Consider the following 20,120-nt stretch of genomic DNA (forward strand, 5'->3'; position numbering starts at 1 on the left):
GGCGTTATACTCGATTCCTGAGCCCCAGCTCATCCGGGTAGGGGGTCAGGTATTTCTGGCTGCTGAGATAGTCCACCGGCTCCCGCCGCTGGGCCATCCGTAGCAACGTCATGGGCACCACCAAGGGCACCTCGCCCCGGTGGTAGGCGTCTATCTGCTCCATCAGTACCTGCCGGTCTTCGTCTGCCATGGCATCCCGCAGATAGCCCATCAGGTGCTGCATGGCGTTCACGTGGGAACCCCGGCTGACGCGCTGGGTCATCGCTTCCATGAACGACGAGATGTATCGGTCAGCAATGTCTTTCAACGGTTCTGATTTCAGGTCGCCGAGCATCGGCCCCAACTGCCGATAGATCTTCTCGGAATGAGCCAGTAGCTGGAACTTGTGGCGGGTATGGAACTCGATCAATGCACGGGCGGTGAGGTTGTCGCCAGCCACGTTCTGCATCCAGTCATCGTAGGCAAATACCCGCTCTATAAAGTTTTCCCTCAGCATGTCGTCGTTCAGACGGCCCTCTTCTTCCACCGGCATCAGCGGGTAGCGACGAATCAGTGCCTCGGCAAACAGGCCCCGGCCATCCCTGCGGGTGACATTGCCGTCTTCATTGTGCACCTTGATGCGCTCCATGCCGCAGCTGGGAGACTTGGCCATCAGGATGTAGCCCCGCAAATCCGCCAGAGTCGGTAGAACCTGGTCGATAAATCCCTGCATGGCATCCGTATGGTCCGCCGTGCCTTTGGTTTCGATCAGCTTCAGGCCGTCGTGATATTCACGCAGGTGAATGGCGGGCCGGGGCACACCGAGGCCCGCTTCCAGCTCCGGGCAGATGGAACGAAACTCGAAATGGCGGGAAAGTACCTGGGTGCAGAAGCGGGAATGCTTGTGGCCGCCATCATGGCGGACTTCCTTGCCCAGCAGGCAGGTGCTGATGCCAACGGGAATACCTGTCACTGTCAGTCTCCAAATCGAAAAAGATCCTTTGAAGTACGCTTTTCCAGTTTAAACCGATCATCTCCGATGTTAAAACCGACGTGGTGACTCACTCAGCGAGAGGCTGATCGCGCCAGCGTCAGGGCGTAGATTTCCCGCATGTCCCGGGCAAACTGCTCAACGGAATAGTCCGCCGCGAACGCCAGTGCGTGATCGGCCAGTTCCTGACGCAAGGCATCGTCTTCCAGCAGCTGTTGCACTCGCTCACACCACTGGTCCTGTTTTTCCGGCGTTTTGAAGCCGTTGTAGCCATGGCGCACCACGTCCTCGATGCCACTGGAACGCACCGCCACCACCGGTAACCCGGCTGCCATGGCCTCCAGGATCACCATGCCCTGGGTTTCGGATTTGGAAGCAAACAGGAACGCGTCGCCCAGGTGATACCAGGTGGCCATATCGTCCGGCGGGATGGAGCCGACGAGTGTAAAACAGTCCTGAAGTCCCAGCTCATCAATCCGCTGCTGCAGTCGTTCGTGCTGGTGTCCTTCACCAATCATCAGGAATCGGAAAGGGCGGTCTGTGCGCCGGCGAAGCTCCTCAATGGCATTGATCATGAAATCAATGTTCTTCTCGTTGGACAGTCGCGAGACGCTGACAAACACGGTCTCATCGCTGATGCCCAGGGAGTCCCGCAGTTTGCGAACATCACCGTCGTCCACTTCCTGAAATGTCTGGTACTCAATGCCCGTAGGCTGCACGAATGTGGGGCTTTTCACGCCGATCATCCGCAGGTACTCCTCGGTGGAGTCGGTGGGCACAATCACACCATCGCATTTGTTGGCGAAGCGTTTGATCAGCTCGTGGGAGATCAGGTTGCGGAACAGATTGCCCGGCAGCGGCACGAAGTGGGCGTAGTGCTCAAGTCGGGTGTGGTAGGTGTACACCGCCGGTACTTTCAGGCGCCGGGCCACGAACAGCCCCAGCGAGCCCAGCCAGATGGGGTGGTGAATGTGGATGATGTCGGGTTTGAACGCTCTCACCTGTCGGCGGATCCTTGCCAGGAAGACGTTGGCAAGGCGGAACTCCCGTTTCTCCCCCATAGCCAGCAGGGACGGCACCCGCACCACGTCGGTTTCCTCGGTCGGTTGGTCGCGATAGCGGGGGCAAACGATGAGGATGATGTCCCCCAGGGTTTCCAGGCCTTTGCGCAGGCGTGCGATGGAGATGGGCACGCCGCCAATGAACGGCAGGTAGTTGTTGGTGAACATGGCTACCCGCAAGGGTTTCGACAGCCAGGGCTGGGGGTCCAGATCGTAGTCCGGGTAGTAGTCCTTCGCCACGAAAATGGCGCTGTACAGCTTGGTGCTGATCAGTACGAACACCGCCACCAGCAGGATGAAGTTGATGTAGCCCACATAGAACAGGGAATAGATAAAGAACCAGAGCGATTCCAGCGTGCTCAATACAGGGTGCTGTCTCGCCTCCAGGCGCGCCATCGAATGGCTGATTTCGCCGTCGTCGTTCACGTCGATGCGGACATAGTGGTAGAAGCTGGTGTCGTTGTTCAGCACCAGCCCGCCCGCTCCGCCGGTGGTGATGAAGCGTGTATCACCCTCGACCTGATCGGCATACAGCGAGAGGTTGGCGGAGAACACCATATCAACATCATGGCGGTCGATGGCGTCCAGCAAGGCCGTTCTGAATTCCGGGGGTTGCAGGAAATCATCATCCTGCTCGAAAGGGGCTTCCTGATCCGGGTGGAGCAGCGGGTGACCGATGAAGAGAAAGCGCAGCCGGTTGGGTTCCTGGCTTAACAGGTCATTCAGCCAGCGGATCTGCCATTGCCAGGGCGTCTTGCTAGTGCTGTCGAGGAAGATCAGACGGGCGCCGCCGGCCTTGATGCTGAAGAAGTGAGGGCCGAAGTGGTCGTAAAACCGGTAACTGCCAAAGTTCTCGTACTCATTCTCACCGAAGGTCAGCAGGTAGGGAATCTCCAGATGGGAGAGTGTGCCCTGGATGGCCCGGTACTTGTCTTCGCCGCCGCCACTCACCGCGTTACCGGCGGACACCATAAAATCCACGCCGGACTGGTTGAGGGCCGGTATCATGCGTTCCTCGAACACGCCCACGGAATTATTGATATTGCCCACGACCGCGAAACTGAAACCGCCGTCATCGGAGAGCATGTCGTGGATGCGGGCGACCTGTTCCGTGTGCAGGGCCTCGAAATCCGGCTCGAACAGGTTCAGGTAGGCCTTGTACCCGATCAGCAGTACAACGATCGTCAGGCTGATGTAGAACAGCACTTTTAATGGGTGACGTCGCTTCATTCGGATGCCTTCCTGCTTCTCACCAGTTCCCGTTGCAGTATCACCAGGCCGACCAACATGCCTAGGTAGATGGTGATGAATCGCCAACTGATGGTTACCAGCACCAGGTGGTTGGCTGTGAGTATGTCCCGGAAGAAACTGCCGAACACCCCTTCCGAAATGCCAGACGCACCGGGTGTGGGTGAAAAGTACATCACAAAAGTTGTGACCACCAGCAGTCCCGTGCTCACGAGGTAGTCTACCTCGTAATCCAGGGTTGAGATCAGCAACGCTGGAAAACTGAAGAGACTGAGCAGGAACACAAAGGTGAACAGCACCGACAGCGCAACGAACCGTTTGGGGCCCCTGAGGTAGTCGCCAAAGCTGTGGGAGAATCGCATCATCTCCCGCTTGGCCTTGAACTGCCAGCGTCGATGCCGGCGTTCACTGATCAGGTGAAACCGGTGCAGTGAGCTCAAAAGCCGGGCCAAGGGTGCAATCAGCCAATGGGTGCGGAACAGCACCACCATGAAAAAGCCGAGGTACAGGAGGATCAGCACGGCGAGCACCGGCCCCAGTTCACCGACCAGGGGTTGATTATCCAGAGCGCTGAGCGTGAGCAGGAATACCGGTGTGAGGGAAAAGATAAAGATCACCGCGATCACGGTGCGGATGGTGGTGGCCGCCGTGGCGCGGCCCACCGGCACGCCATGATGCTGGAGATACCAGATCTGCGCAAAGCCGCCCCCGGTGGCCATGGGCGTCACATTGGAGAAAAACAGGTTGATGAACACCAGCCGGAAAATCGCCGGGAAGGGCAAGCGGTGCCCCAGCGCCCGCAGGGTGAAATGCAGCCGCAGGCCGTCAGATGCGAAATAAACGACCAACAGGCCAATGATGGAGGCGAGCGCTTGTGGCGAGACCAGGCGCGTGTCGAAGGTTACGCTGCGCCCGGCAAACTGGTCGTAAACCGCGTAGAGCCCTGCGGCGGTCATGGCGATAAATATCAGGCTGAAAACAGTAAGCCTGCGCCAGGACGCGCGCTGCTGATAATCTTGATCCGGGATGTTGGTCATGGACTGCCCGCCGTTAAGAGACGGGCAGTTTACTGTTGGTGGCGGGGGGCTTGTCCAGTGTCTTACTAGTGGCCATACACCATCATGGTGGTGTTTTTAATGGCAAAATCCGTGAACTGTACGGAGCCGATACTGGTGCCACCGACTTTGAACACCGGCATATCGATGTCTGCCCGGAAATCCACCTCATGGATGGAAAGGCCTTCTTTGCCAGAAGCGGCGCTGGTGCCGCGGGAGAGCTTCGCCGTGGCACTCGCCATGCCAAAGTGGCCCAGGGTGTCATCGCCCCGGCGGTTGTGAATCTGCAGCCCTTCAATACCAACGGCAGCGAAGTTGAACAGCAGAATCAAATCGGCGGCGTCCCAGTCCAGGCTACCGTCGGTGATCTCAAAATGGGTATCCAGTTGCAACTCTGAGCCTGAAACGACGTTGCCATTGGCCAGCGTACGGGTGTTGTTACCCTGGTTTCGAATCACCAGATCAGTAGGGCCGATATAACCTTGCAGCATGATGTTGGAGAACAAACTGGCAGTACCGCCAGACCCTGTTGCTTCGACACTGTCCACCGCCAACTCGAAATCCACGGCCTGCAGGTAATCGTCCAGGCTGGTCGGGTCGCCGTAATCGGTGGCCCCCAGGTGAATCACCAGATCACCGCTGTCGAACTGTTTGCCGTAACCACCACCCACGGCATAGCGGGCGAGGGCATCGGCCACATCCGGATTGGAGACATCCAGAAGGCCAGCGTCGGCGCGCCGGGCAATCTCAGAGAAGCCGTATTCAAGCACCTCGTCCTGGCCAGCAATGTCCAGCGTCAGCTTGAGGTTGTCCAGCACTGTGTCGTTCTGACCGGACAGGCGAATGCCATTAACGTTCAGCGAGCCTTCATCCGTCCAGCTCAGGCGGTCCATCTCAATCTTGGTTTCCATCTCGATGGTGACGCCTGTCTGGCCAGTGACGTTGCCCAGGGTACTGTCGTCCAGTGGACGGAAGTCGGCCATCACCGGCAACGACAGACTGGCGGTCAGGCTCAGGGTAAAGAACCTGCGCAGGGCAGGTTTGAATGGTTTCAGGCGCTTGCGGGCGTTTCGACGTGTCATGGTGGCCCCGGTTCGTTGTTGTTATGCCGGCTTCAGACCGGTCTCAGTCGTTGTGTAGCCGCAGGGGACAACCTGACCAGCGCAGCGGACTTATGAGTTTGTTACAGACTGTTACGATAGGTGGGATAGGTAAGGGTGTCTGTGAGTTGAGTCACAGACTCGGTCAGGCCGAAGGGGCCAGCGCCTGCTGGATCAGCGCCTTTTGATGGGCGCCAAAATCCGCGACCAGTGCCTCGGATTCACCGGCGTCCCGCGCCAGGATGGCATTTGTTAGATTGGTGAAAAACAGGCCCGTGCGGTCCAGATCCTGCCGGTAACGATCCGCGCTCAGATAGTAGGCCCGGCTGACAGCGGGCTTGAAGTTGGTCAGCGCCTCCGTGAGGTAGGGATTGCCGACTACCCGGCAGCAGACGTCCATCACTTCAAAGCTCGCTTCCACAATGGCCGTGATATTGGCGTCCTTGCGCTGCATCTGGCCAGTGACGTGTCCAACCACCGACAACAACGCGGTTTTGTCCTCTTCCCGCCAACGCTCACACAGACGCCGCGCCAGCATGATCAACAGGTGCATGTACACGTCATAGAGCTCTGAGGCATGCACCGCATCCAGCTTGGTGGCCGACGCACCCTTACGCGGGGTGATTTCAATCAGGTGCCAGCGTTCCAGGGTATACAGGGCCTCTTTCACCGATGCCCGGCTGACCTTCAGTTCTGTGGCGGTCGTCGCCTCCTGCAAACGCTCGCCCGGCTTTATCTGCCCGGTCATGATGCGTTCAGCCAGATAGTTGGCGATCTGCTCGGCGAGGGTGTTAGGAACCTGGAAATCCATTGACTGAAGCGCGCTCCTGACATTCAAAGCCGTGATGGCGTTGGAAAATACCACAGAATCTTAACCTTAATGCCGGAAAGAATCAGTAGTTGGCAATGGGCTGCTATCCTATGTAGACGTCAAAGGATCACAAGTCCCGACGCTAATTCAACAAAAACGAGGTGAACGACATGCGAAAGCTATTTCTGGCCCTGGGCGCGACCGCGCTGATCGGTGTTTCTCCGGCACAGGCGGATACCAATCTCTCCATTGCCACGGGCGGCACCGGTGGTACCTATTACCCTCTCGGGGGTGGCCTCGCGGAGTTGATCAGTCAGCACATTGAAGGGTACAGCGCGGTTGCCGAAGTCACCGGTGCTTCGGTTGAAAATATGGGGCTGGTTCATCGTCAGGATTCGGACCTGGCGATTGCCCTGGCAGACACCGTTCATCAGGCCTATAACGGTGGCGAACGTTTCAATGGCAACAAGCTGGATGTGCTGGCCATTGCTTCGCTTTATCCGAACGCGGTTCAGATTGTCACCCTGGCGGACTCGGGCATTACGTCGCTGGCAGATCTGGCTGGCAAGCGTGTGTCTGTCGGTGCGCCGGGCAGCGGTACCGAAGTGAACGCCAAGGCCCTGCTGGAGACTAACGGCATGAGCTTCGACGATTTCGACGAGCGCGGCCTGAACTTCAATGAATCCGCAGATGCCATTCGCGATGGCGACATCGACGCCGCGTTCTGGAGTGTTGGCCCGCCAACAAGTTCTATTGTCAGCCTTGCCACCACCCGTGACATTGCACTGATACCACTCTCCGAGAAAGAAATCGCTAACGCCAGAGCAGAAGTGCCGGTGTTTGCGCCCTACAAGCTGCGTTCCGGTACCTACGAGGGTGTCGATACGGATATTTCAACGATTGGCATTCCCAACGTCCTTACCGTCAATAGCGCCATGTCGGAAGACCTTGCCTACAAAGTCACCAAGTTGCTCTTCGAAAAGGTGGAAGCTCTGAGGGCGATCCATCCGGCCGCTGACGACACCACCGTAGAGTTCAGCCTGGATTCCACGCCCATTCCCCTCCATCCGGGTGCCATTCGCTATTACGAGGAAATAGGGGCAGAAGTGCCGGAGGCACTGCGCCAGTAATCGGGAATCCGTCGTCATCATTCGTCGGTTCATGGTTTACAGGGCCTGTTGTCTGGCCGTGTCACTGCTGTGGGGATTATGGCCCACAGCAGTTAGCGCTCAGAGCAAAGCGGTCTGGCAACTGTCGGTGTCTGATACCAGTCAGACGTCGCTGGTGCAGCTCGGCCTGCCCGAGGGCGGGCGGTGGTGCCTGATCTGGAATCACTCGGTGCAGGGGTTTCCTGTGACGGACTGCTTTCGCATGGAAGCGGACCAGTTGATTCTGGACAGTAGCCACACACCGGACTTTGCAGCCGGCCTTGGCCATACCCGTGGCCGGGGCACACTGACGTCGGATGACGACCACGGCTACCGCATCGTCGATATGCAGGTACCCATACCCAATAATCGTCTCTCGCTGCGCGTTGGCGCCTTGTCGGTGAATCACCGCATTGAGGTGGATTCGCGCGTGGTGAGTCTAAGCCGTCTGGCAGCTGACAAACTCGTTGAGATTCGAGTACGGCCTGCAGGGGATAAAGGAAGCACGCTTCAATGAGTCAAGAAACGGCCATCTACCTGAAAACCAATGGCGCATGGCAGCCGACCAGAATGAGCGGGCCCAGGGCACTGCTCTGGCTGATCGCACTGATTGGTATCGGCCTATCGCTGTTTCAGCTATACAGCGCCGGTATTCAACCGCTGGGACTGTTCTATCAACGGGGCATTCACCTGGCGTTGGTGATGATGCTGTGCTTTCTGCTGTTTGGGCCCCGGCCTGGCCGCCCGCGCGGCGCCATAACGGCGTTGATTGATACCGGATTTTTGATAGCCTCGGGCGCATCCGGTTTCTATCTGGTCTGGTTCCTCGATGAGATTACCGGCCGGGCCGGGTTCTGGAACCAGACCGATATTGTCATGGCCTGGGTATGCACCATCACCTTGCTGGAGGCCAGCCGCCGGGCGGTAGGCACCGGGCTGACGGTGATCGGTGTGATTGCAATTCTCTACGCGATGAGTGGCCAGCGTGGGCCGCTGTCGGAGCTGGGGGAATGGCTGCCGGGCATTCTCAACCATCGCGGCTACTCCCTCGACCGTATCGGTGCCCAGTTGTATCTGGGGCAGGAGGGTATTTTCGGCCTGCCGTTGGGCGTTGCCGCTACGTTCGTGTTCATCTTTGTGCTGTTCGGCGCCATGCTGGAAGTGACCGGCGCAGGCCGCTTCTTCATCGATCTGGCGTTTGCGGCGACGGGCCGTCAGCGCGGCGGCCCCGCCAAGGCTGCGGTTCTGGCCTCGGCCAGCATGGGGTCCATCTCCGGCAGTGCCATCGCCAACGTGGTAACCACGGGCGCGTTTACCATTCCGCTGATGAAGAAACTGGGCTTTCGTCCGGCCCAGGCGGGTGGCATTGAAGCCGCAGCCAGTACCGGTGGCCAGATCATGCCGCCGCTGATGGGCGCCGGCGCTTTCCTGATTGCGGAATACACCCGTGTGCCGTACCTCGACATCGTAAAAGTCAGTGTGTTTCCGGCCCTGCTGTATTTCGCCACGGTGTATCTGCTCGTTCATATCTGCGCGGTGAAGCAGGGCATGAAAGGCCTGCCTTCCAGTGATCTTCCCCAGCTCCGGGAAGTGATGGCTTACGGCTGGTACTTCCTGTTGCCGATCATCATGCTGGTGTATCTGCTGGTAATGGGCATCTCCCCCATGCGGGTCGGGTTTTATGCCGTGGTCGGCATCATTGGTATCGCCGGGCTGAACGGCCTGTACCTTGCCTATAAACAGGGGCGGGCGGACAACCAGCTTGGACAAGCCCTGACGCATGCGCTGCGTGAAGGCGTTGTAAAACTGCTGCAGGGCCTCGAACTTGGTGCCCGCAACGCGGTTCCCGTCAGCATTGCCTGCGCCATTGCCGGCATTGTGGTGGCGGTGGTCGGCCTGACCGGGCTGGGCCTCAAGTTCTCATCAATGATGATTGCATTCGCCGACGGCAACATTCTGATGGCGCTGTTCCTGGTGGTCATCGCCAGCCTGATTCTGGGCCTGGGGCTGCCGGTAACCGCCAGCTACATCGTACTGATCGTACTGGTGGGGCCGGCGTTGACCAACGAGTTCGGTATCCCACTGCTGGTCGCTCACCTGTTGGTGTTCTGGTACTCCCAGGATTCCAACGTCACGCCGCCTGTGGCGCTGGCCGCCTTCGCGGGGGCGGCGATCGCGGGCAGTAAAACCATGGAAACCAGCGTACAGGCCTGGAAGTTCGCCAAGGGCCTTTACCTCATTCCGCTGTTCATGGTGTTCAACCCCGTGATCATCGAAGGGGGGCCGTTACCGCTGGTTCTCTGGAACGGCTTCATCGCCATACTCGCCCTTGCGGCCTTTGCAGCGGCGCTCGAAGGCTTTCTGTTCACCCACATGAAACCCTGGATGCGACTGGCATTGAGTGGTGCGGTGATCGCAATCTTTTACCCAGACCTGCAGGTGGAAGTTGCGGGTGTAGTTGTGATGCTGGCGCTGCTGGCCATGAATTACTGGCATCGACGTCGGGAACTGCATGGGGCCGGAGCCCCCGAAACAGAGGAGCAATCACAGTGAGATAGCGCGATTGGGGCTGTATTGATAAATGCAGTGATTAAAAAGTACCACGGTTTTCTTGACGACTGTTATATTGTAGGACAATAATGCAGTTAACAAGAAGCGATCGCCCAGATCGAAAGCAACAGCCGATGAGGGAAAACACGTGAGTACGAAACCATTAATCCTGAGCACTGAGTCCGCCCGCCGGAAAGTGCTGCTGACACTCAAGAAATACAGCTACCTGATCGCCATGCTGCCCCTGGCCCTGCCGCCTCTGTTGTTGGCGGCAGGGCAGGCCACCGGATGGATCAACCTGTTCGCCTGGGGCGTACCGGTGGTCGTCTTCGGCATCATCCCCATCCTCGATCTGCTGCTGGGCAAAGACGCCCTCAATCCGGACGAGGAAGCCGATACCCCACGGATGAACACCGAACTCTTCTACAAGTTCATCACCCTGGGCTGGGTTGCCGCCTTTGCGGTGTTGCTGGTGTGGAGCATGTTCGTGCTGGCGTCCGGCCTGTTCAATGTGGCCGGTGGCATCGGCTGGATCTTCTCCGTCGGCATCGTTGGCGGCCTGGGCATCAACGTTGCCCACGAACTCATCCACAAAGACGGGAAACTCGAAACCTGGGCCGGCGGCTTCCTGCTGTCACTGGTCAGCTACGCGGGCTTCAAAGTCGAACACCTGCGCGGCCACCACGTGCACGTCTCCACCCCGGAAGACGCCTCATCGTCGCGTTACAACCAGTCCCTCTACAACTTCCTGCCCCAGGCCTACGCCCGCAACTTCATCAACGCCTGGAAACTGGAAGCCAAACGTCTCGAGAAAAAAGGCCATAGCGTCCTCAGCTGGCGCAACGAACTTATCTGGTGGTACAGCATCACCGCGCTGGCCTTCACCGCCTTCACCGTCGCCTTTGGCTGGCTCGGCGCCGCGTTCTTCCTCGGCCAGAGCTTCATCGCCCTCAACCTGCTGGAAATCGTCAACTACCTCGAACACTACGGCCTCCACCGCCGCAAACTCGAAAACGGTCGCTACGAACGCACCGGCCCGGAACACAGCTGGAACTCCAACTACTTCCTCACCAACGTCTTCCTGTTCCACCTCCAGCGCCACAGCGACCACCACGCCTGGGCCAAACGCCGCTACCAGGTTCTCCGCCACCACGAAATAGCACCCCAACTCCCCGCCGGTTACGCCGCCATGGTGGTCCTGGCCATGATCCCGCCACTGTGGAAAAAGGTGATGAACCCGAGGGTGGAGGCTTATTACGAAGGCGAAGAGCACCAATTGGCGTGAGTTGAGTCGAGACAAATACAGGAGGCATACTCTAAAGGCGTTATCTGAAGAGTACGATCGGTCAGTATGGGGGCTTTCTCGCCAGACCGTGCATTGCCAAGGATGGCAATGCCGAGCCCCCATGGACGGGTTCACGGCGTGTCTGGGGAGAAAGCCCCCATACTGGCCAGCCCCCCCCCAACCAGGCAATCAAAGGCAGCCCTTGAAATCTCCCCTTAACGCACGCAAGTATAATAGTTGAATCCTGAACCCATAAAAGGGAGCTCCCATGCCCAAACACTTCGAACAAGCCCCCGGCCTGCACGAAGCAACCGTCCCCGAAACCGAAGGCTACGTCTTCAACCAGACCATGATGCGCATCAAAGACCCCGAGCGCTCCATGGACTTCTACACCCGGGTAATGGGCATGCGCCTCATCAGAAAACTCGACTTCCCGGAAATGAAATTCACCCTCTACTTCCTCGCCTTCCTAGACGACCGCCAGGCCAACATGGTCCCCAACGACGACGCTCACCGCACCACCTTCATCTTTGGCCGCGAAGCCATGCTCGAACTGACCCACAACTGGGGCACCGAAAACGATGAAGAGTTTGGCTACCATAATGGCAACGACGAACCCCAGGGCTTTGGCCACATTGGCGTTGCTGTGCCGGACGTTTACAGTGCCTGCGATCGCTTTGAAAATCTGGGCGTGGAGTTCGTCAAGAAGCCTGACGACGGCAAAATGAAGGGCCTGGCGTTCATCAAGGACCCGGACGGCTACTGGATCGAAATCCTGCAGCCGAACATGCTCGAAAAGCAGCGCCGGGTAGAAGAGGAAGAGTAAACCGCCTGACTCGGCGGTATCAGGCAGTGTCGGGACGACTCCCGGCACTGCTGCGAGAGGCCACGATCACCGCCGCCGTCAGAATCAACGCCCCGGCAATACCGATCACCCCCAATTCCTCACCCAGAATCACCCACGCAAGCATGGCCACGAACAGCGGCTCCAGAGTCACGATAATGCTCGACAGAGTAGCCGGTGTTGTCTTCATACCGCTGAAGAAGCTCACATACCCCAGGCAAGTTGGCACCACACCGATGTAGGCCACCATCAGCCATTGTGAAATGCCCAGGCTCTGTAGCCCGTCAAAACCACCACTCAGCGCAACCACAGGCAGCAGGATCAGCGCGGCGGTAAAAAAGCAGATGAACGCCGTGGTGAACACCGGAGTACCGGTGGACGTGTGCCGGCTGGTCAGCGTAAACCCGGCATACACCAGCGCCGCCAGAACCGCCACCAGGATGCCACCCAGGCGAAGATGGCCAGCACTGTCCATGTCACTGATCACCAGCATCGCGGTGCCGGCAATAGCGGCGGCCAACGCCAGCATTGTCACCACGCCCGGTTTCTCGCCCAGCAGCGGCGCCGCCATGATGGCGACAAGCACGGGTGCCAGGCACAGGGCAATCAGCGTGGCGATACCTGCACCGGTCATGTCCACGGCCAGCAGGTAGCTGCCCTGATAGACCGCCTGGAAGAAGCCCAGGGCCACAAGCGGAACCAGAGCTTTACGGGTGGACTTTGGCGGAGAGGTTGCACTGCGAGCGAGCGCGCGCTGCTCCTTCAGCATCAGCCCAAAGAAGAAGGGTAAAGCGACCGCCAGGCGCAGGAAGCCCAGTGTCACTGCCTGCAGGTCGGAGCCGGAAAACAGGAATTTTGCCACGATACCCGTGGTCGCCCAGAGCAGGGCGGCCAGGGCAATCAGTAATGCGCCTCGGATCATTCAATAACCAGTACGATGAGTTCCTTGGGACCGTGAACACCGTAAGCGAGAGTTTGCTCGATATCAGCGGTCTTCGAAGGTCCGGAGACTAACAGCGCATTGGTTGGCATGCCAGCGGCCCAGTTCTGGGATTGCATGGCATCGTGGAACGTGGTGTACAACTCACTGGCCTTCAGGATCGCAATATGGATGGGCGGCACCAGGCTCATCAGCCGGGGCTCATCCGCCGTCGGCCAAAGAATCAGCGACCCGGTTTCGGCAATGCCGCCCCGGGTAGAGGTGATGCCGGCGTCCACCTCATTGAAAAGCGCTTCCTGCCAGCTTTCGATGGGCTCGTCGTACACCAGCAGTTGCGGCAGGTCCTCGCGGTTTTGGGTGGCGCTTCTCAGGGCCTGGCCGATCTCATGTTCCTTGGCAATCAGCAGGGTCTGGGCGCCGCGGCTCCGAAGGATTTCAGCCAACCGGTCAATCCAGCCGGATTCCGTGGTGCGATGCACTTCGCCGTGAACTGACTCGATGGTCCGTTCGAACATGTCCAGCCGTTCAGCGGTGCTCCAGTCCGGACGATCAAGCACTGAAAAATCGCATTCCGGGGCGGTCAGTTCGCCGCCGGTGCGGTTGCGCAGGCGCTGGAGAATGGCGTCTCTGGAACTCATTGGCCACGCTCCTTCATCCGTTCGTGGAGGGTTTTGGGTGCCAGTTTTGGCGCGGTTCGGTATTGCGTCCAGGCGCCAATCTTGCCCGGTTGCAGCTTGCGGAACCGCGCACCCAAGCTGGTGCCCAGGCGATAGAGGCCTGGTTTGGCGTGCATCCAGCTCCAGCCCTTCCAGATCATGGCTTCCACGCTACTGCGTTTGGCGCCATGGCCACGAACCTTGGCGGGGTGCAGCTTGTCACCGTCCACGGATTCCTGGCGCAGCCGCACCAGCAGGTCCGGAATCGGAATCTTCACCGGGCAGACTTCGCCGCAGGCGCCACACAGGCTTGAAGCCGTCGGCAGGTGACGGCCCTCATCAAGGCCCACCATATGCGGCATCAGGATTTTACCAATGGGGCCGGGGTAGGTGGTGCCATAAGTATGGCCGCCCACCCGCGTATACACCGGGCAGTGGTTCATGCAGGCGCCGCAGCGAATGCAGCGCAGGGTGTCCAGCAGCTCGTCGTCCTGATAGATGGTGGAGCGGCCATTGTCCACCAGCACCACGTGAACCTCTTCCGGGCCGTCCATCTCGTTGGCCTTGCGGGGGCCGGAAATCATGTTGAAGTAGGTGGTAATGTGCTGGCCGGTGGCGGAACGGGTCAATAGCGCCAGCAGGGCAGTCACGTCTTCCAGGTTGGGCACCACCTTCTCGATGCCGGTCACGGCAATGTGGCAGGGCGGTACGGTGGTGGTCATACGGCCATTGCCTTCGTTTTCCACCAGGCACAGGGTGCCGGTTTCGGCCACGGCGAAGTTAACGCCGGAAATGCCCACGTCGGCATTACGGAATTTTTCCCGCAACTGGAGTCGGGCGTTCGCGGTCAGGTATTCCACGTCGTTGGAAAGGTCGGTGCCGGTTTTGTCGTGCAGCAGTTGGGAGATCTCGCCGGTGTTCTTGTGAATCGCCGGCATGATGATGTGCGAGGGCGTTTCTTCCGCCAGTTGCACGATGTACTCGCCAAGGTCCGACTCCAGCGCCTCGATGCCCTGTTCCTCAAGGTAATGGTTCAGCTCCATTTCCTCAGAGACCATGGACTTGCCCTTGATCGCCGTCTTGGCGTCCCGCGCCACGCAGATATCGCGTACGATACGGCAGGCTTCATCACCGTCGGTGGCCCAATGCACAGTAATGCCGTTCTCGGTCAGCTTCTGTTCCAGTTGCTCCAGCAAATCCGGCAGGCTGGCCAGGGCCCGCATGCGAATGTTGGCGCCCAAGTCCCGAAGGGTTTCCAGGTCCCAACCTTCAAAGGCGGACTTGCGCTTGGTCATCAGGCCGTCCATCGCCTTGCGGAAGTTCTGGCGAACCTGCGGGTTGTGGATGGCCGCCCGGGCGCGCGGGTGGAACTCTTTCACATCGATGTGGTGGGCGGAATGGTGTGAAGAGCCGTGTGTTGTCTCGCTCATGACTGTTCACCTCCACTGCTGGTGCGTTCCCAGAGGAAACTCAGAATGTGCTGGCCGGTCACCGGCTTCTGGTTTTTCTCAGCGTACCCGGCGATGTTCATCAAACATCCGCAGTCCGTGGTGACAAACTCTTTGGCGCCGGTGTCCACCAGGGTGTCCACTTTCTCGCTGACCATGGCCCCGGAAATTTCCGGATGGCGCACCGCGAAGGTACCGCCAAAGCCGCAGCATTCCTCGGCTCGAACCTGTTCTACCAGGTTGACGTTTTTCAGTTGCCCCAGCAGTTTGGGGCCGACTTCCGCCACACCCATTTCACGGCGGGCGGAGCAGGAGGTGTGCATGGCTACGGTGGTGGGCTCACCCAGGTCGTCCAGTTTGATGTGGCACACGTTCACCAGAAAGTCCGTCAGTTCCCATACCCGCCCGGCAATTTCAGCGGCCGCGACTTCATCGGAGGTGTCCTTGAACAGCGCCGGGTAATGCTTGCGCATCATGCCGCCACAGGAACCGGAGGGCACCACGATCGGCCAGTCTTCCGGAAACAGCCCGAGTTGGGCGCGGGCGACTGCGCGGGCTTCGTCGTGATAGCCGGAGGTGTAGGCAGGCTGGCCACAGCAGGTCTGGTCTTCAGGGTAGATGACCTGAATGCCTTCGCGCTCCAGCAACTGGATGCCGGCCATGCCCGCATCGGGATAGAACATGTCGACCAGGCAGGTGCCGTAGAAATAGACTTTGGAAGGTTTGGCCGGGTAAACCTTGATGGGATCAACCATAGTGCCGTCGCTCGCGATTATTATTGTCTCTCTGAACCACAATAATAGGGCGATGCCCTGGCGGTTGCCAGACGACTTTATGGGGAGTCTGTGTGCTCGGAAAACGGATGGGATGATAGCGCGTGGCTTGGAAGAGGGCAGCGGCAGCCGGCCACTGCCCGGATAGCGTTATTCGACCGTCAGGCGCTCGGCGTTCTTTTCAACCGTGCGCTCGCCAATGCCCTTGACGTTGGTCAGGTCGTTGCTGGACTGGAAAGGACCGTTGGCATCGCGATAGGCCACGATGGCTTCGGCCTTGCTCTGCCCGATGCCGTTGAGGGCGGCCAGGGTTTCGATGTCGGCGGTGTTGATGTTGATGGTGGCGGGTTCAGCGTGGGCGAAACCGGTGAACAGGCTGAACAGAAGGACCATCATGGCGATAAAGGGGGTGCGTTTCATGCTTGCGTTGCTCCTGAGAGTGATTTTACGTGTCTGATTATTCGTCAGGACGTAAAAGCGGCGGAGCTGGTTGAATAGAAAAGACGGTAACCGGCGGGATGGGGAAGTGCACGGACAGGAACACATTCCCTATGCTCCTGAGCCCGTGGCTGACCCCATGCCTGATCCTTCAGGCTGCGCAACATCCTGTGCGCATCTTCCCTGTTGTTCGTCCCTGCAGCCCTGATTCCCTGGGCAACTCCTGATCCCTGGAGTTATCTTCCCTGAGCCAGCTTTCCCTGCCAGCTTCTCATCCTTGACGTTGACCATTCTACATGGGAGCTATTCTCAAGAAATCGGACATTCGCTCCCTTATCTGTGCGATATCTCTTACAGATTTGTAATCAAACGGACAGGTGGAAATTGAACGTATGTTCATGCATTTTCTGGATTTTCCCGTTTACAGCTCCGGTGCACGATTAAGGGTCTGGAGCACCAGAGTTGACCATTCTGTTGCCCCATTTTTTGACAATAACCGGAGGCCAGTTGGCATCAGAATAAAAACAATATTTAAAACAACAGGTTATTTTTTAAGTTCATAGAATTGCAGGTTTGTGGGTTTGTCGCATCGTAATAGTGCGCTTAGCGGAGTGGCGATTCATCGTGGTGCATTACTGCTGGTTCGAAAGCCCGGTAAGTGGTTATCAAATGTCATTTAACTGACTGAAAAATAAGGCGTGTTTTTCATTCTGGAACAGCTGATGCAGAGGTGTTGGTGCATTTTGGGGCAATAACACCAATCAATCCGAAAAGGATGCACAACATGACGATTAGAAAACACGTGAAACTGGGCCTGTCAGCACTGGCTCTCTCAATGTCTCTTAACGCAGCGGCCGCCGAAGATCCCATCAAGGTCGGCATCCTCCACTCCCTGTCGGGCACCATGGCCATCAGTGAAACCGTGCTGAAAGACACCGTCGAAATGCTCATCGCCAAGCAGAACGCCGAAGGTGGTGTTCTGGGCCGTGAACTGGAAGCGGTCGTGGTTGACCCTGCCTCCAACTGGCCGCTGTTCGCCGAAAAGGCTCGTGAGCTTCTGGCTCAGGAAAAAGTGGACGTGATTTTCGGTAACTGGACGTCCGTATCCCGTAAATCCGTATTGCCGGTGGTTGAAGAACTCAACGGCCTGCTGTTCTACCCGGTTCAGTACGAAGGTGAAGAATCTTCCGAGAACGTTTTCTATACCGGTGCCGCTCCCAACCAGCAGGCCATTCCTGCGGTGGATTACCTGATGAACAACATCGGTGTTGAACGCTGGGTGCTGGCCGGTACCGACTACGTGTACCCGCGCACCACAAACAAAATCCTTGAGACCTACCTGATGGACCAGGGCGTGGCCAAGGAAGACATCATGATCAACTACACGCCTTTCGGTCACTCCGACTGGCAGAACATCGTGTCTGACATCAAGCGCTTCGGCTCCGCTGGCAAGAAGACCGCCGTGGTCTCCACCATCAACGGCGACGCCAACGTACCGTTCTACCGTGAACTGGGTAACCAGGGCATCTCCGCTTCCGATATCCCGGTAGTGGCGTTCTCCGTGGGTGAGCAGGAGCTTTCCGGTATCGACACCGGCCCGCTGGTTGGCCACCTGGCGGCCTGGAACTACTTCATGAGTGTGGACAGCGATGCCAACTACGACTTCATCGACCAGTGGATCGAGCACACCGGCAACGAAGAAGCCGTCACCAACGACCCGATGGAAGCCCATTACATCGGCTTCAACATGTACATCGAAGCGGTGAAGAAAGCCGGCACCACCGACGTGGATGCGGTCAAAGACGCCATCGTCGGCGTGAGCGTACCGAACCTCACCGGCGGCTACGCCACCATGATGCCCAACCACCACATCACCAAGCCGGTACTGATCGGTGAAATCCAGGACAACGGCCAGTTCTCCGTGGTCTGGGAAACCCCGTCTACCGTGGCTGGCGATGCCTGGTCTGACTTCCTGCCGGGTTCCCGTGACCTGATTGCCGACTGGCGCAAGCCGATGTTCTGCGGAAGCTTCAACACCGCAACCGGCAAGTGCGGCGCTTCTGCCGGAGAAATGGCGGCTGAAGAAGCCGAATAAGGCATAGCAGCCAACAGCGCAATACAGACAACCGGGAGCGGCGATGCTGCCCCGGTTGTCGCCCCCGCAACTCGCTTTCAACCGACAGGACACCATCATGAGCATCCTTCGATCGCTCACATTGCTGCTTATCGCCCTGGTTTCCGTGCTCTCGCTTCCGGCCTCCGCCCAGGAAGACGACCCCGGAACGGCCTTGCTGAATAACCTTGCAGAAGCGCCCGCCAGCCGCGTTGAAGAGGCCATCAATGCCATCGTCAGCAGCGGTGATGAAAGAGCCAGGGGCTGGCTCGAAGCTTATGGCAACAACCGCCTGAGCCGGATAGACGACACCGGTCAGGTCGTGATCGTACTGAACAACCGGGGCCGGGACTGGGAAATCGCCAACCCGCTGACCGGAGAGAACATGGGCGAAATGTCCCGCCGCGAGCTGGACCGGATCGCCATCAATAACCGGATACGGGGCCAGCTTGAGGGCATTCTTGCCATGCTGGACCTGAACGCCGCAGACCCTGATGTGCGTGAAGCCTCCGCACAGGACATGATGGGCAAAGTGGACGCTTCCCTGGTCGAGCCGCTGGAAGCTCAACTGGAGCGGGAAGAGAACGCCTCGGTGCGCAACCGCATCGAAGAGGCACTGGCCATTTACAGAGTAGGTGAGGGTAATCTTGAGGCCGTGGACGTGCTCGCCGGCAGTCTTCACCCCCGAGCCCGAGCTGCCCTGAACGAAGCCGTGCGCAGCGATAATCCGGCCCTGGCCGACAAGGCCGAGCAGGCCCTGGCTTCGATCGAACAGAAACTGAAACTCAACCGCGCCGCCGAAACCCTCTATTTCGGCCTCAGCCTGGGTTCCGTGCTGGTACTGGCCGCCATCGGCCTGGCCATCACCTTCGGCGTGATGGGCGTGATCAACATGGCCCACGGCGAACTGATCATGCTGGGTGCCTACACCACCTGGGGCATGCAGCAACTGTTGCCGGGCCAGCCGGGCCTGGCGCTGATCCTCTCGATTCCCGCCGGTTTCCTGGTGGCGGCCACTGCCGGCATCATCATCGAACGCAGCGTGATCCAGTTCCTCAAGGGTCGCCCGCTGGAAACGCTGCTGGCCACCTTTGGTATCAGCCTCATCCTGCAGCAACTGGTGCGTACCGTGATCTCGCCCCAGAACCGCACCGTGGTGACACCGGAGTGGATGAGCGGCTCGCTGGTGATCAACGACGCGCTCTCCCTCACTCTTAATCGACTGTACGTACTGGCGTTCGCGCTGATCGTCTTTGCCGCGCTGATGATGATCATGCGCAAAACCCGCCTCGGCCTGGAAGTGCGGGCCGTCACCCAGAACCGCGCCATGGCACGCTCCATGGGCATTCGCGCGACACGGGTCGACATTATGACCTTTGCCCTGGGCTCCGGCGTCGCCGGCCTGGCCGGTGTGGCGCTGTCCCAGCTCACCAACGTGGGCCCCAACCTGGGCCAGAACTACATCATCGACTCATTCATGGTGGTGGTGTTCGGTGGCGTGGGCAATCTGTGGGGCACGCTCATCGCCGGGTTGTCGCTGGGCACCATCAACCAGTTGCTGGAACCCTGGGCTGGTGCCGTGCTCGCGAAGATCATTGTGCTGGTCTTCATCATCCTGTTCATTCAAAAACGGCCGAAGGGGCTCTTCCCCCAGAAAGGCCGGGCTGCGGAGGGTTAAGG

17 protein-coding genes are annotated in these 20,120 nt (G+C 58.8%); 7 read left to right on the forward strand and 10 right to left on the reverse strand.

Features of this window, described 5'->3' with window-relative positions; genetic code table 11:
• Positions 1 to 4: 4 nt before the first annotated feature.
• The 5 genes from R1T46_RS08535 to R1T46_RS08555 form a co-directional block, all read right to left on the reverse strand.
• Positions 5 to 952: a YbgA family protein gene (locus R1T46_RS08535; protein ID WP_199447852.1), complete on the reverse strand. Its 948-nt coding sequence runs from the start codon at positions 950 to 952 to the stop codon at positions 5 to 7.
• A 92-nt stretch (positions 953 to 1,044) separates the two neighbouring features.
• Positions 1,045 to 3,261: a glycosyltransferase gene (locus R1T46_RS08540; RefSeq protein ID WP_317307994.1), complete on the reverse strand. Its 2,217-nt coding sequence runs from the start codon at positions 3,259 to 3,261 to the stop codon at positions 1,045 to 1,047.
• Entirely contained in the window at positions 3,258 to 4,316 is a 1,059-nt protein-coding gene (locus tag R1T46_RS08545; RefSeq protein WP_317307995.1) for a lysylphosphatidylglycerol synthase transmembrane domain-containing protein, read from the reverse strand. The genes R1T46_RS08540 and R1T46_RS08545 overlap by 4 nt, the downstream gene beginning before the upstream one ends.
• A 65-nt stretch (positions 4,317 to 4,381) precedes the next feature.
• Complete coding sequence (locus R1T46_RS08550) at positions 4,382 to 5,416, reverse strand: DUF6160 family protein (protein WP_317307996.1); 1,035 nt, start codon at positions 5,414 to 5,416, stop codon at positions 4,382 to 4,384.
• 163 nt (positions 5,417 to 5,579) lie between these two features.
• Positions 5,580 to 6,245, reverse strand: a complete 666-nt coding sequence (locus R1T46_RS08555) for a GntR family transcriptional regulator (protein WP_317307997.1) — start codon at positions 6,243 to 6,245, stop codon at positions 5,580 to 5,582.
• Between the two features lie 170 nt (positions 6,246 to 6,415).
• Between R1T46_RS08555 and R1T46_RS08560 the strand changes: the two genes are divergently transcribed.
• The 5 genes from R1T46_RS08560 to gloA all read left to right on the forward strand — a co-directional run bounded on the left by R1T46_RS08560 (position 6,416) and on the right by gloA (position 12,054).
• Positions 6,416 to 7,375 (forward strand): TAXI family TRAP transporter solute-binding subunit, encoded by a 960-nt coding sequence (locus R1T46_RS08560; protein WP_317307998.1) that lies wholly within the window; start codon positions 6,416 to 6,418, stop codon positions 7,373 to 7,375.
• 127 nt (positions 7,376 to 7,502) lie between these two features.
• Entirely contained in the window at positions 7,503 to 7,910 is a 408-nt protein-coding gene (locus R1T46_RS08565; protein ID WP_052479571.1) for a DUF1850 domain-containing protein, read from the forward strand.
• Positions 7,907 to 9,946, forward strand: a complete 2,040-nt coding sequence (locus R1T46_RS08570; protein WP_317307999.1) for a TRAP transporter permease — start codon at positions 7,907 to 7,909, stop codon at positions 9,944 to 9,946. Before R1T46_RS08565 ends, R1T46_RS08570 begins: the two co-directional genes overlap by 4 nt.
• A gap of 145 nt (positions 9,947 to 10,091) precedes the next feature.
• Positions 10,092 to 11,228, forward strand: coding sequence for an alkane 1-monooxygenase (locus R1T46_RS08575; protein ID WP_317308000.1), 1,137 nt, complete (start codon positions 10,092 to 10,094; stop codon positions 11,226 to 11,228).
• 268 nt (positions 11,229 to 11,496) lie between these two features.
• Positions 11,497 to 12,054 carry a lactoylglutathione lyase gene (gloA, locus tag R1T46_RS08580; protein WP_317308001.1) on the forward strand — a complete coding sequence of 186 codons (558 nt, stop codon included), beginning with the start codon at positions 11,497 to 11,499 and terminating at the stop codon, positions 12,052 to 12,054.
• 19 nt (positions 12,055 to 12,073) lie between these two features.
• Here gloA and R1T46_RS08585 read toward each other — a convergent pair whose 3' ends face one another.
• The 5 genes from R1T46_RS08585 to R1T46_RS08605 form a co-directional block, all read right to left on the reverse strand.
• Complete coding sequence (locus R1T46_RS08585; RefSeq protein WP_288074528.1) at positions 12,074 to 12,994, reverse strand: DMT family transporter; 921 nt, start codon at positions 12,992 to 12,994, stop codon at positions 12,074 to 12,076.
• Entirely contained in the window at positions 12,991 to 13,650 is a 660-nt protein-coding gene (locus R1T46_RS08590; RefSeq protein WP_041335556.1) for a lactate utilization protein C, read from the reverse strand. The genes R1T46_RS08585 and R1T46_RS08590 overlap by 4 nt, the downstream gene beginning before the upstream one ends.
• Positions 13,647 to 15,098: a LutB/LldF family L-lactate oxidation iron-sulfur protein gene (locus R1T46_RS08595; protein ID WP_007155580.1), complete on the reverse strand. Its 1,452-nt coding sequence runs from the start codon at positions 15,096 to 15,098 to the stop codon at positions 13,647 to 13,649. The genes R1T46_RS08590 and R1T46_RS08595 overlap by 4 nt, the downstream gene beginning before the upstream one ends.
• Positions 15,095 to 15,871, reverse strand: coding sequence for a (Fe-S)-binding protein (locus R1T46_RS08600; protein ID WP_007155579.1), 777 nt, complete (start codon positions 15,869 to 15,871; stop codon positions 15,095 to 15,097). The genes R1T46_RS08595 and R1T46_RS08600 overlap by 4 nt, the downstream gene beginning before the upstream one ends.
• 168 nt (positions 15,872 to 16,039) lie before the next feature.
• Positions 16,040 to 16,309, reverse strand: a complete 270-nt coding sequence (locus tag R1T46_RS08605; RefSeq protein WP_348121387.1) for a ComEA family DNA-binding protein — start codon at positions 16,307 to 16,309, stop codon at positions 16,040 to 16,042.
• 802 nt (positions 16,310 to 17,111) lie between these two features.
• Here R1T46_RS08605 and urtA point away from each other — a divergent pair.
• Complete coding sequence (gene urtA, locus R1T46_RS08610) at positions 17,112 to 18,422, forward strand: urea ABC transporter substrate-binding protein (RefSeq protein ID WP_036209057.1); 1,311 nt, start codon at positions 17,112 to 17,114, stop codon at positions 18,420 to 18,422.
• A 97-nt stretch (positions 18,423 to 18,519) separates the two neighbouring features.
• Positions 18,520 to 20,118: an urea ABC transporter permease subunit UrtB gene (urtB, locus tag R1T46_RS08615; RefSeq protein WP_317308002.1), complete on the forward strand. Its 1,599-nt coding sequence runs from the start codon at positions 18,520 to 18,522 to the stop codon at positions 20,116 to 20,118.
• The last annotated feature ends 2 nt before the right edge of the window (positions 20,119 to 20,120 follow it).

The organism is Marinobacter salarius, from assembly GCF_032922745.1.
Classification (GTDB): domain Bacteria; phylum Pseudomonadota; class Gammaproteobacteria; order Pseudomonadales; family Oleiphilaceae; genus Marinobacter.